The organism is Streptomyces sp. NBC_00988, from assembly GCF_045162645.1.
Classification (GTDB): domain Bacteria; phylum Actinomycetota; class Actinomycetes; order Streptomycetales; family Streptomycetaceae; genus Streptomyces.
Window position 1 is genome coordinate 11,837,676 of record NZ_CP108730.1, and the last position, 12,515, is coordinate 11,850,190.

A 12,515-nucleotide genomic window follows, 5' to 3' on the forward strand; every position below is an offset into this window, starting at 1 on the left:
ATCATAATGTGGATGCGGGGCAGGTTTCCGAACGTATGGCCGACCGGAGACGTCCGGGCCTGTCCGTGCCCGCCCGGGCCATGTCGTCGAAGAGAGAGCGGTGGACCATGACCGTTCCGTCCGAGAGCCCGTGGCCCGTACGTGGCGGTACGGCCGCGGGTGGGAGCCCCGCGACCGACGGTCTGATGGGCCGCGAGCGGGAGTTGGACATGGTCCATGGACTGTTGACGGACCCGGGCGGGCCGCGCCTGGTGCTGGTCAGGGGTGAACGAGGTGTCGGGCGCACCGTGTTCGTGCACGCGGTCGCCGAACGGCTTTGCGCGCAGGGGGTGTTGGTGCGCGCCGTGAGCTGCGTTCCCGGTGATGGCGCACGGCCGTTCCTGCTGGCGCTGCGGCTCGTCATGGCGGTGGAGGAGCGCAGGCCCGCGGAGGCGCTGCGGGCGGCCGGGCGGCGTGACGGGACGGCGATGGCAGCACTGCTGCGCGCCGCTCTGGCGCGGCCCGCTTCGGTGGTCGTGGTGCTGGACGACCTCCAGCACGCCGACGCCGACTCGCTGGCCCTGCTCGGCGGGACCGACTTCGCGGGGGTGTCGTCCGGTGTCCGGCTGCTGGCCTCTGCGGTGGGGCGCGGGGACGGGACCGTGGTGCAACTGGCGGGTGTTCGGGGAGCTCGCGCGGTCATGCTGTCCCGGCTCACCCCGGACGAGACCACCGCCGTGGTGACGAGCCGGGTGGGAGCGGTTCCCGACACCGGTCTGGCCCGGTGGGTACGGAACCTCACGCGCGGGCTGCCCGGGGCGGTCGACACTCTGCTCACCGAGTGGGCCCGGCAGGGGGCGATCAGGGTGGCGGACGGCCACGCCTTCGTCGGGGTGCGCACGCCGATGCCCGTACTGCCGCACAGTGACCGGTTCCTGCGGGCGCTGGACGTGCTGGGCGAGCCGTGCCACACGGTGGCCGGAGCGCTCAGCGTCCTGTGGCCGCTCGGCGTACGGGCCGTGGCGCTGATCGCGGGGTCGGCCGGGCTGTCCACCGACCAAGTCCGGGACGCCGTAGGTGAGTTGGTCGACGCGGAGATGGTCGAGGACCTGCCCGGTCCGGAGGGCGGCGCCGCACAAGGGTGGACGTTCGTGGTTCCGCTGGTGGCGCATGCGCTGCGGGAGCGGCTCGGGCCGCTGGAGCGCAGTCGGCTGTCCGCCACGGCGGTGGAGACACTGTGGGCGGACGCGGACGCGGACGCGGCGGGCATCACGTCCGGGGCGACACCGCCGACGACGGTCGGGCTCGACGCGGCGGACGCGGTGGCCTACCTGGCGGACCGGATCGCGGAAGCGGGGACCCTCGTCGAACGGGGCCGCGCGGTCCGCGAGTTGACGGCCGCCGCGGAACGCCTGCATCCCGACTCCGAGGGCCGGGGAATGCTCCGGTGGTGCCAGGCGGCCGGCCACCTGGTCGAGCGTCCCGCAGACCGGGTCCCGGCCCTCCAGCGGTACGCCGTCGCCGCCTACTTCGCGGGCGACTTCTGGACCGCGCGGACTATCGCCGAGTCGATCCTGCGCAACCGCCCGGACATCGTCGGCCGACTCGAACTGCAGGAGACCGCCACCCTGTTGACGGCGGCGACGGCCGACGACCTGGACTGGCGGGCACTCTCCCGACTGGCCACCGAGCAGTGGTGGGACGAGCTGGCGCTCCCCGTCCTGGCCGCCACGACCGGCCGCGCGCTGGCCCTGTGCCTCCTGGCGCGATGGCGTGAAGCGCTGGACCTCCTGACCCGGACGGAACCCGTCTGGACCACCGAGGTCCGCGCCCGCGCCAATCCCGCGTGCTTCCGCGACGCGGCGGAACTCGCCCTGGGCCGACCGGAACGCTTCAGACGGTCACTGACCGTCCCGGAAGCGCCGCACATCGGTCCCGACCACGCGTACACCCTCACCGTCGCCAAGTTCGACGAACTCCTCAACGGCGGTGACCTGCACGCCGGGGAAGCGCTTCTGGCCGCGCAGGGCCTGACCCCCGAGGTGCTGCCCCGGTCCAGTCTGTTCCTCCGGCGCCATCTCGGGGGCGAGTGGGACGCGGCGCTGGAGCCGAGCCGCTGGATGCTGGCGAACAACCAGTTCCACACGTCCGCGATCGACAAGTACCTGATTCCCGCGCGGACCGCCGCGATCCTCCTCGCCCGGGGCCGCGTCACGAGCGCCCGCCGCGTGATCGACAGCGTGCGCGCGCCGGGGGAGGGCCCGCCGGAGCACTCCCTGGACGCGGGCCAGGCAGCGGTGCTGCGGACCCTCGGCGACGCGGCCGGCGCCGAGGAGTCGCTGCGGCGCGGCTTGGCCGCGGCGCGGGTGCACGGGCTGATCGCCGGCACCGACGAACTCTGGGCCCCGCTCGCGGAGTTGCTGGCACAAGCGGGTCGCACGGCGGAGGCGACGACGTGCCTGGACCGCCTGGAACACGTCTCCGACCGGATGGGCACCGGAAGAGCCCGGCTGAGACACCTGCTCGCATCGGCCCATGTCCTACGGCAGAACGGTTCCGCGACCGTCGAGGGGCAGCTCCGGGAGGCCGTGGAACTGGCACGCACCCGCGGCCAGCCGTACGAGACGGCGATCACCCTCGTCGCTGCCGCCGACGCGGGCGCGGGCTCACCCGCACTGCTGCGCGAGGCGTACGAGCTGTTCGGCCGGTGCGGTGCCGCACTGGACCGCTTCCACACCCTGACCGCCATGCGTGCGGCCGGGATCACCGTCCCCGGCCGCAAGCAGGCCACCGTCGAGAGCGAGCAGCTGCTGGCAACCCTGATCGCCGAGGGTCTGACGAACCGTCAGATCGCCACGGTGCTACGGGTCAGCGAGGACGCGGTCGCCAACCGGCTGTCCCGGCTGTTCACCCGCACCGGGCTGCGGTCCCGCACCGAAGTGGTCACCGCTGTACTCACCGGCTACCTCGCCGTCACTCCGGCTGGGTGATCGACACGGTGTTGTGGCGCGGGCATTCGTCGATGCCGGCCCGGCCGCCCTCCTCCATGGTGTCCTGCTGGGTCCGGGGAGATCCTCGTCGACCCTCAGGTCCAGGCTTCGGCCACGAGCCGACGGCTGGCTTCGAGGATCCGATGAGCGCGCTCGTGCGGTGGGATTCCGGCTCGTTCGAGGCGCTGGAGCGGTACTTCGGCGCTGATGGTCACCTCTCGGGGGATGAGCGCCAGAATCTCCACGAGGGGAAACTCTCCGTGTCCGGGAACGAGACGGTCGTTGACGGCTTCGTCCAGGTAGGCCGAGAGGCTCTCGGACACGAGGAGGCCGTCACTCAACTGGCAGTATCCGATGAGCTGTTGGTCGATCTCCCGGACGTCGGCCGGGCCCTCCCCGGCTCGTACGAGGTGGAGTGTGTCGAGGAGGATCCTCAGGTTCGGCTGGTCGAGCTGTTCCAGCAGTCCGACGGCCGCCGCGAGGGACGGCACGTGGGAGAGCGGGGTGAATTCGAGAAGCACGTCCACCTGGGCGGTTCGTGCGACTCCGCAGAACTCACCCAGGAGATCCGCCACCAGGGCCGGGTCGCGCGCCACCTGTACGTCGGGCTCGAAAGCGCAGGCGTTGGCCAATGGGGCGCGGGTTTCCGCGAGAACGTCGAGCTGACGCCTGAGGCCGTCCAGGTCGCCCCCGGCCCTGAGGATGAATCCGTCGCCCATGGCCACCGGGATGTTCAGCGCGTCGAGCCGCGCCAAGGCCTCACGCAGCACTTTCCGGTCGACGACATCGGGGTGGTTGACGCTCAGGCAGACACTGTCGGCTCCGCCCGCGGCGGCAGCGGCGACGAAGACGGGCAGCGGTTCCTGTCGAAGACTCAAGTGCTCAAGGCCGACCGGTGGACGGTGGTGCTCGCTCTCGCCGACGGGGCTCATGGTCACGTCCAATGCGGAGGTCGACGGGTGGCTGATCATCTGCCTGAATAAAAGAGTGTGCTTATTGGGCTCGCTGCTGATATCAGGCGCCGAGCATCAACAAGCCGCCGTTCACGGCGATCAGCTGCCCCGTCATGAACCGCGCCCCGCTGCCGGCCAGGAACACCATGACCGGCCCGAGGTCGGTCTGCGGATCGCCGAGTTCGCCCCTCAGTGGCATGGCCGTCCGCAGGTTCTGCTGGAATGCCGCGGCGCGTTCCTCGCCGAGGTGATCCCACAGCCGGTCGGCACCCGGTGTCCGTACCGCCGGTGCCAGGGCGTTCACGGTGATCCCGAATGTTCCCCACGCCGAGGCCACGGAGCGGGTCCAGGCGTGGACGCCGGCCTTCGCCGCCGCGTAGTGCGGCGCCAGCGGGTTGCCGCGCACGCCCTCGCTGGATCCGAGGTTGATGATCTGTCCGCCGCTGTGCCGCATGTGCTCGAACGCGGCCTGGTTGGTGAGGACCGTGGTCCGCAGGTTGGCGTCGATGATCAGGTCGAACGCGTCGTCGGACAGTGACTCCGGCGAGCCGGGACGCCAGGTGCCCGCGGCGTTGAGCAGTACATCGAGCCCGCCCAGGATCGACGCGGCCCGGTCGAAAGCGGTCGTGACCGAGTCGCGGGACCGTGCGTCGCAGGCCAGCCAGTCGCACTGTTCACGGAGCTCGTCAGGGGGCGGCGTCGAGTGGAACAGGCCGACGAGACGTGCCCCGGCCGCGAGGAACGCGGACACGGCCGCCGCGCCGATTCCACCGGCCGCCCCGGTCACGACCACACGCCGCCCGGCGAGCGGCAAGCCCGGAAGGGCCGCCGGCCCGCGGCTATCCACGGGGGTGTTCCGGAGCGAGGTGAGCCGCCGCGCCGCTGCCCGCCGGCGTCCGGCGACTGAGGGGTTCCCGTGCTTCCGCCACGCCCGCACACCTCCGTTGTGGTGGCGCGGACCGGAGTTGCCGATGCCCGCGCACCTTCGTGAACTCGGGCTCACTCTAACCGCAGTGAAGTGAATTAAGTATACTCAGTGCGCTTCTGGTGGGGCTGCGTAGGGACGGACAAGGGTTCGACGGGGACACCTGCTCCGTCGAACCCGGGCTCATGCACGTCATCACGCACGGGCGGTTCAGGGACGCGGCCGCACCTGACCGTGCTGCCAGGCCCAGGCCGCGATCTCGACACGGTTCCGCGCGGCCAGTTTCAGCTGGACGCTGGAGAGGTGCGTCTTCACCGTGGACAGGGAGACGTACAGCTCGGCGGCGATCTCGGCGTTGGTACGGCCGAGGGCGACCAGGCGGACGACCTCGGCCTCGCGGTCGGTGAGGGGCTCGCGCAGTACCGGGGCGCGCGGGGCCATCTCGGGCGGTGTCCCGGCCGCCGTGGTGGTGAGGTGCTTGAGCAGGCGGACGGTGACCGAGGGGGACACCAGCGAGTCGCCGGCCGCCGCCGCGCGCACCGCCTCCGCGAGCAGGACCGGCCCCGAGTCCTTGAGCAGAAACCCGCACGCGCCGCCGCGCAGCGCCCCGTAGACGTACTCGTCGAGGTCGAAGGTCGTCACCACGACCACCCGCAGCGGATCGGCCACATCGGGACCGGCCAGCAACCGGGTCGCCGCCAGTCCGTCCAGTTTCGGCATCCGGATGTCCAGCAGACACACGTCCGGCCGCTCACGCCGGGCCAGTTCCACGGCCTCCTCGCCGTCGACGGCCTCGGCGACCACGGTGATGTCGGGCTGGGCGTCCAGGAAGAACCGGAATCCGGTGCGGACCATCTCCTGGTCGTCGGCGATCAGCACACGGATGGGCGGAGCGGGGGTGGTCATGGATCGATCATGCCTCAGGAGGAGGAGTGGTTCGGGAGCGGCCGTCAGTCCGTCGACTGGGCCGGGTTCGCCGTGACCGCACGCAGCAGCGGGCGGCTCGCGCCGATCGCGGTGAGCATGGCGAGGGCGCCGAGCGTTGCGCAGACGGTCAGTTGTACGGCTCCGGAGGTGTTGATCTCGCTGCCGGCCGCCTTGTCGACCTGGACGGCGGCATACAGGCCGGTCGCGGTGGTGGTGCCGGCCAGGACGAGCAGCGGGAGGACCGTCTCGCGGACCCTGGCCCGGTCCAGCACCTTCAGCGGGGTGCCGGACAGCCGCAGCAGGCCGTACGTACGACGTCGGTCGAGGACGTTCGCGGCGGCGGTCAGGCCCGCCGAGGCCGTGGCCACGAGGAAGCTCACGGCGAGCGTGGCGGTGCCGAGTTCGGCGAGGCGGTCGGTGACGGCGGTGTCCTGCGCCTGCGCGTAGGCGCCGGTGTACGGGAGTCGGCCCGCGCCGAGCGGCTGGAGAGCCGTGACGGTCGTGTCGAGCGCGGCAGGCCCGCCGGGGACATGCGCGACCAGACCGTCGCCACCGCCGAGCAGGAAGTCGTCGTCGGCCGTGCCGACGGGCGCCTCGACGCCCGCAGCCCGCAGCAGCGTGCGGGCCTCGCCGACCGCATGCCGGGTGGCGGACGCGCTCGCCAGGGGTACGGCGACCTGGCCGCGCTGGTCGAAGCCGACGATGCCCAGATGGCCGACGGTGAAGAACCCGGCGACGAACCCGGCCAGCACCAGGCCGCTGACCGTCCGCCAGGCACCGCGCGGGTCGTCGCTGAGCCGACGCGCGGCCAGCAGCGTCGCAGGGCGCCGGGCGAAGCGGCCCGCGATCCGGCCCAGCCGGTCCACGACCCAGGGCCCGAACATCCAGAAACCGCCGTAGAACAGCACCATCAGCGCGACCAGCGTCCCGGGCTTGAGGGTGTTGCCGCCCGTGCTCATCCGGATGTAGACCAGCACCGCCACGAACAGCACGAGCCGGATCAGCCGGGTACGGCGCGGATCGGACTGCTGGGCGACCCCGAGCGGCGAGGACGCCACCCGGCGCAGCATCGACATCGCGCTCACCGCGATCAGCGCGGCCACGCCGAGCACGATGGTCGCCACCCATGGCAGTCCCACCCACAACTGCCCGGTGTACCAAGTCCCGATGCCGTACGGGATCTCGGCGAGCGCGGGCAGTAGCGCGCCGTAGGCCACCGCACCCGCCAGGGCACCGGCCGCACCCACCGCGGCCGCCTCCACGCCGGTCATCGCGAGGATCTGCCGGGGAGTCGCCCCGGCGAGACGCAGCGCGGCCAGCCGCTGTTTCCGGCGGGCCGCACCGAGCCGCCCGGCCGCCGAGGCCAGCACGATCACGGGCACGACCAGGAGACCCACGCCGAGCAGGACAGCACTCTGGTCGTCGGCCGTGAACACGCTCCGCCGGGTACCGGAGAACCCGGAGACCACCGCGCGTTCGGTCAGCCCCTGGTCGTAAATGCCGTACCTTCCGGCCGACTTGGAGACCGCGGGGTCCGTGGGCGCGCGGCCGACGACGGCCACGAGGTCGTCGGGCGAGGCGAGTCCGGCGGCGCCGATCGTGCCGTGGGACGTCGACTTCGGGAAACGGGCGCCCAGTTGGGAGCAGGGGAGGCCGTGGAGGAGCTTGGCGAGGGCGGGGGAGACGTACAACTCGCCTTGTTCCGGGAAGGTGGTCAGGCCGGGTGGGGCGGGTGTCCGTCTGTGGTCGGGAAGTTGGGCCAGGGAGACGACCGTGATCGGCTGGTCGCGGGCGTACGTCGTGGTGAGGGCCTGAATCGCGGTGCCGTGGCGGTCCGCGTCCGGGGTGCGCCAGGCCGTGCGGTCGGCGCGGGCGCCCGCGCCGAAGTAGGCGGCGAGCAGGGTGAGCAGGACGAGTGAGCCCACGGCGGCGGCCGCGGCCGCGAGGAGTTGGCTCTGCAGGCCGCGGCGGCCGGACGCCTTCGCGAGGTGCCAGGTCAGGGGCAGGACGGGGGAACGCATTGAGGGCTCCGGAGGATCAACTGGCGGTGAACTGGCTGTAGGTGGTGATCCGGCCGTCGCGGACCTGGAGGATCCGGTCGCAGTGGGCGGCCACATCGGCGTCGTGCGTGACCACCACCAGGGCGGCACCCTGTTCACGGGTCACCGACGTCAGCAGCCGGACGACCTCCGTGCTGGTCGCCTGGTCCAGGGCGCCGGTCGGTTCGTCGGCGAAGACCACGTCCGGCGCCACCGCCAACGCGCGGGCGATGGCGACCCGTTGGGCCTGCCCGCCGGACAACTGGCCCGGGCGGCGCCGTTCCAGACCGTCCAGGCCGAGCGGCGCGAACCAGCGCCGGGCGCGCTCGACCGCCCGCGTGCGGGGCAGGCCCTCCAGCATCAGCGGAAGGGCGACGTTCTCCTCGGCGGGCAGCTCCGGCAGCAACTGGCCGGACTGGAACACGAACCCGAAGCGCTTGCGGCGCAGGGCGCTGAGCCGGTTCTCGCCCAGGTCGTCTATGCGCTCGCCGCGCAGCAGCACCTGGCCGCCGTCGAGGCGGATGATTCCGGCGAGCGTGTGCAGCAGTGTCGACTTGCCGGAGCCCGACGGGCCCATGATCGCGAGGGAGTCGCGGGTGCCGACCTCCACGTCCACGCCCGCCAGAGCCGTCGTGGAGCCGTACGTCTTGGTGAGGCCGACACCGGCCAGGACCGTGCTCATGAGCGGTCGAACTTCCACGTGACGGACTCGGCCGAGGCTTTGACCACGGTGACGGGGATGTCGACGGTAGAACCGTCGCTCTTGCGGCCCGTGCAGGTGACGGTCGCGCCGGCGACGGCCTTCAGGCCGGTGGGGCACGTGACATCGGAGACCTTGTCGCCGACCCAGGGCAGCGGGTGGTACCTGCTCTGCGCCCGGCCCGCGACGATGTCCGCCGACAGCGCCTTGTGACCGTCCACCGACACCGTGCTGTGCGCGTCGAGTTCGGTGGTGGACTGGGTGCCGGAGAGCAGATGGGTGCCGAGCGCACCGAGAGCGACCGCGGCCGCCGCGCCGCCGATCACTCCGAGGACGAACCTGCTGGACTGCATCACGTACTCCTGAAGGGTCGGAGAGGAGGAAGTGGTCCCACTCTCGCCAGCCCGGACCCGCGTCCGCCTCGGCCGAACGGCCAGGGTTCACGGCACGCTCGCTCGACCGATCGGCCGATCCCGTCCCACCGGGCCTCGCATACCGTGACCAGCATGAAATCCGTAACCGGCCGGGGCTGCGCACGGGGGCTCGCCGTGGGCGTCCTGCTCGGGTTCGTGGCCTACGACCTGAGCTTCACGGCTTCCACCGGACACGCGACCTGGCCGGCGGTCGTGGTCCTCCTCACCGGTCTGGCCGCCATTCTGTGGCCTGTCGCCCGGCGTCCGCCGTGGTTCACCCCACAGCTGCGCACCGCCGTGCCCGCCGTCCTCTCGCTGGCGTACAGCGCGGGCGCGATCCTCGCCGGACGGTCGCAGCTGTTCGGCCCCGGCGAAGTGGTGATCCTGCTCGTCCTGACCTTCATCGCCGTACGGCACTGTGCGCAGCGCTGGGCCGTGGTGTGCGGTGTCCTGGACGGACTCGCCCTGCTCGCCCTGCCGGCGCGCTACCTCCACTCGGTCACGGACGAGAACCTGCTGCTGCTCACGGCAGTGGGCCTGGTGCTGCTCGGCAGCAGCGCCGGGCTGGGCGGCTATCTGCGCTCGCTCGACTACCGCCGTACCGTCACGGTCACCGAGACCCGGCGCGCCGAACGTCTCGCCATCGCCGCGGATCTGCACGACTTCGTCGCTCACCACGTCACCGGAATCCTCGTGCAGACCCAGGTGGCCCGCATGATGGCCACCACCCGGCCGGACGACCTCGACCCCGTCCTGGCGGGCATCGAACGCGCCGCGACCGAGGCTCTGGCCTCCATGCGACGCACGGTCGGTGTGCTGCGCGACGCGGGACCCGACGCCGCGGACCGACGCCCGGTCGGCGACCTGGCGGCCGTCGCCGACCTCGTCGACGGTTTCGCGAGCCCCGTCCAGAAGGTCACCCTGTGCCGCGACCCCACACTGCCCGACGACCTCCCGCACGAGGTACAGGCCGCCGCCTTCCGAGTCGTCCAGGAAGCCCTGACGAACGTACGACGGCACGCGGCCGACGCCACCGAAGTCACCGTCGGGCTGCGCCGCACCGGCGGACGACTGGAGGTCACGGTGACGGACGACGGTCACGGCGGCACCCAGCTCCCGGACGCGGCGCACGGCGGAGGCTTCGGCCTCGTCGGCCTGACGGAACGGGTCACGGCGCTGCGCGGCGAACTCCACGCGGGTCCGCGCGAGGGGAGAGGGTGGGAGGTTCGGGCGCTGTTTCCGACGGGCAGGGTGACGGGCCCCGGGTGAGCAGCGGCATCGACGCAGGTCCCTGGGCGGGATCATGGCCCAGGGGCAGGACGACGGCGGTGCTGGTGCTCATCGCGTCGTTCCTTTCATGGAGGCATGCCGGATCGCGCGGACAGGGCGGTCGAGTTGATGCGGACCGGCGGATCGCAGAGCTCTGTCCGTCCTGTGCTCAGTCCAGCGTGATCTCGGCATCGCCGCACTTCTTCTCCCCGGCGACAGCCGTGTCACCGCTTGCGGCAGGGCTCGGGCCGACGGGCTTGACCGCGTGCTGGGCGTTCGGGTTGAACGTGAGGCTGAAGACGTCCGGGCGGGAGTAGTGGCCCGCCGGGTCGTAGGCGTTCTTGGCGATGGCGAGGAGCGCGAAGTCGAGGTCGGCATAGAGGATGCCCTCCTCGGTCTCGGGGAGGGGCTTGGCCAGTTCGCTGCCCTCGGGGCCGTAGATGCGGGTGAATCCGCCGCCCTGCAACAGGAGTTCCTTCTTGGCGTCGGTGTCGCAGAAGAGATCCTGGGCTGCCTGGCCGACCGTGGCGCAGGGCGCCAGGACGAAGGTCTGGCCCTCGACGGCGTACACCAGGCTGACGGCCGTGTTCACCTCGGGGCCGAGCGCCGTCGCCTTGCCGCGGTAGACGGAGAAGCTGGGCCAGGAGGCGACGTGGATCTGCTCGCCCTTGCTGAACATCGTGTACTTGGTGAGCGGCTGCATGTGCTCCGCGCAGTTCAGTGCGCCCAGCCGGCCGAGTCTGGTCTCGTGGACCTGGATGTCGCTGCCGTCGCCCTCGCCGTAGACGGTGCGCTCCGCGTGCGTCGGCTTGAGCTTGCGGCGTACGGAGAGAACGCGGCCCGTGTCGTCGATGAGGGCCTGGGCCATGTAGAGGCTGCCGGTGATGGTGCGTTCGGCGAAGCCGAGGACGACGAAGACGTGGTGCTCGGCGGCGGCCGCGGCGATGCGGGCCAGGTGCTCTCCGTCGCGGGTCATGGAGTTCTCCGCGTACCGGGGGACGTACGGCATCCCGGAGAGGGGGGAGTCGAGCCAGATCCACCACGGGTAGCCGGGCAGGAACACCTCGGGGAACGCGACCAGTTCGGCCCCGCCCGCGGCGGCTTCGGCGATGAGGTCCACGACCTGGGCCACTCCGGCGTCGAGGTCCAGCCACTTGGGTTCAGCCTGCACGGCCGCCACGCGCACTACGGAAGACACGTCTCGTACTCCATTCGATCAGGTGTGCGGTGTGTGAGCGGTGTCCTGCCCGGTCAGCCCAGCGGGACCGTGACCATGTTCTTGCGCTCGTGCTCGGGGTCGGGCACGCGCGGCCCGGGGTGTGTCCGGGCCAGCAGCCGCAGGACGCCGTAGGACGTCTCGCCCTCGGGGTCGGCGGTCTTGGTGGTGAACGCGCTCGGGTCGACGGTCGCGTACAGCAGGTCCTCCTTGCCGGTGACCGACGTGACCAGGAGCTGTCCCCGCGGGTTGAGCACCGCCCCGTACCCGGCTGACGGGAGAAGGACGTAGCAGCCGCCGTTGATGGCGTGCATGCGGGCGGCGGACAGGGCGACGTCGACGTCCTCCCACCACTGGACCGCGCTGCCGGGCGGTGAGTTGTAGGGCCACGCGGCGATGTGCACCGCCTCCAACTGGGCGAGCATGTTGTACGTCATCTCCGGGTGGAGGTGCTCCCAGCAGGACAGGGCGCCGATACGGCCGAGTTCGGTCGTGCGGACCTCGATGTTGCGGCCGAGGTCGTCGTCGGAGAAGACGGTGCGCTCCGATCCGGAGGGACGGATCTTGCGCCGTACGATCAGCGGCTCGCCGTCGGGGCCGAAGAGGGCCTGCCCCATGAACAGGTGCTTTCCGGCACGTTCGCTGTAACAGATCTCCACGGTGATCCGGTGCTTGCGGGCGGCCTCGCGCAGGCGCTGCCATTCCTTGCCGCCGACCGTCAACGACTGCCTGGCGTAGGCTGGCAGGCCTGTGGCCAGCCAGTTCGGGTCGTAGTTCACGTCCTTTGGATAGCCGGGCAGCCACAGTTCACCGAACGCGATCAGCCGGGCCCCGTTGTGCGCCGCCTCCTGGATGAGGGTCACCGCCTTGTTGACACCGGCCCGCAGGTTGAACTCCACCGGGGCCGCGGTGACCACGGCCACCTTGTACGGTTCCTTGCCGATCGTGACCGCGTCGTGCGCGGACGCCGTGTCCCGGGCGGTGGCCGCCGCGGCGGGGGAAGAGAGGGCCCCGAGTCCGGTTCCGACGGCGGCGGTGGCACTCGCGGCGGCCGCGGTGCGCATCAGGCTCCGCCGGTCGAGGGGATGGGGCATGGTGCCCTCT

At 71.7% G+C, this 12,515-nt stretch carries 10 protein-coding genes; 2 read left to right on the forward strand and 8 right to left on the reverse strand.

The window, feature by feature from the left end; genetic code table 11:
- Positions 1-107: 107 nt before the first annotated feature.
- A complete protein-coding gene (locus OG496_RS53265) occupies positions 108-2,969 on the forward strand; it encodes an AAA family ATPase (protein WP_405976205.1) in 2,862 nt (953 codons plus the stop codon).
- A 95-nt stretch (positions 2,970-3,064) separates the two neighbouring features.
- On the opposite strand, the gene OG496_RS53270 is transcribed toward OG496_RS53265, so the two are convergent.
- The 6 genes from OG496_RS53270 to OG496_RS53295 form a co-directional block, all read right to left on the reverse strand.
- Positions 3,065-3,940 (reverse strand): sugar phosphate isomerase/epimerase family protein, encoded by an 876-nt coding sequence (locus tag OG496_RS53270; RefSeq protein ID WP_405976206.1) that lies wholly within the window; start codon positions 3,938-3,940, stop codon positions 3,065-3,067.
- A gap of 43 nt (positions 3,941-3,983) precedes the next feature.
- On the reverse strand, positions 3,984-4,709 hold the full coding sequence (locus OG496_RS53275) for an SDR family oxidoreductase (RefSeq protein WP_366495782.1): 726 nt from the start codon (positions 4,707-4,709) through the stop codon (positions 3,984-3,986).
- A gap of 348 nt (positions 4,710-5,057) precedes the next feature.
- Positions 5,058-5,753, reverse strand: coding sequence for a response regulator (locus tag OG496_RS53280; RefSeq protein ID WP_405976207.1), 696 nt, complete (start codon positions 5,751-5,753; stop codon positions 5,058-5,060).
- A gap of 44 nt (positions 5,754-5,797) precedes the next feature.
- Complete coding sequence (locus OG496_RS53285; protein ID WP_405976208.1) at positions 5,798-7,795, reverse strand: FtsX-like permease family protein; 1,998 nt, start codon at positions 7,793-7,795, stop codon at positions 5,798-5,800.
- Between the two features lie 16 nt (positions 7,796-7,811).
- Positions 7,812-8,495 (reverse strand): ABC transporter ATP-binding protein, encoded by a 684-nt coding sequence (locus tag OG496_RS53290; protein ID WP_405976209.1) that lies wholly within the window; start codon positions 8,493-8,495, stop codon positions 7,812-7,814.
- Positions 8,492-8,866, reverse strand: coding sequence for a DUF4333 domain-containing protein (locus tag OG496_RS53295; RefSeq protein WP_405976210.1), 375 nt, complete (start codon positions 8,864-8,866; stop codon positions 8,492-8,494). Before OG496_RS53295 ends, OG496_RS53290 begins: the two co-directional genes overlap by 4 nt.
- Positions 8,867-9,019: 153 nt before the next feature.
- Here OG496_RS53295 and OG496_RS53300 point away from each other — a divergent pair, with 153 nt between their 5' ends.
- On the forward strand, positions 9,020-10,195 hold the full coding sequence (locus OG496_RS53300) for a histidine kinase (RefSeq protein WP_405976211.1): 1,176 nt from the start codon (positions 9,020-9,022) through the stop codon (positions 10,193-10,195).
- A gap of 169 nt (positions 10,196-10,364) precedes the next feature.
- Here OG496_RS53300 and OG496_RS53305 read toward each other — a convergent pair whose 3' ends face one another.
- Complete coding sequence (locus OG496_RS53305; RefSeq protein ID WP_405976212.1) at positions 10,365-11,393, reverse strand: carbon-nitrogen hydrolase family protein; 1,029 nt, start codon at positions 11,391-11,393, stop codon at positions 10,365-10,367.
- 53 nt (positions 11,394-11,446) lie between these two features.
- Complete coding sequence (locus tag OG496_RS53310; RefSeq protein ID WP_405976213.1) at positions 11,447-12,505, reverse strand: nitrilase-related carbon-nitrogen hydrolase; 1,059 nt, start codon at positions 12,503-12,505, stop codon at positions 11,447-11,449.
- Positions 12,506-12,515 lie beyond the last annotated feature (10 nt).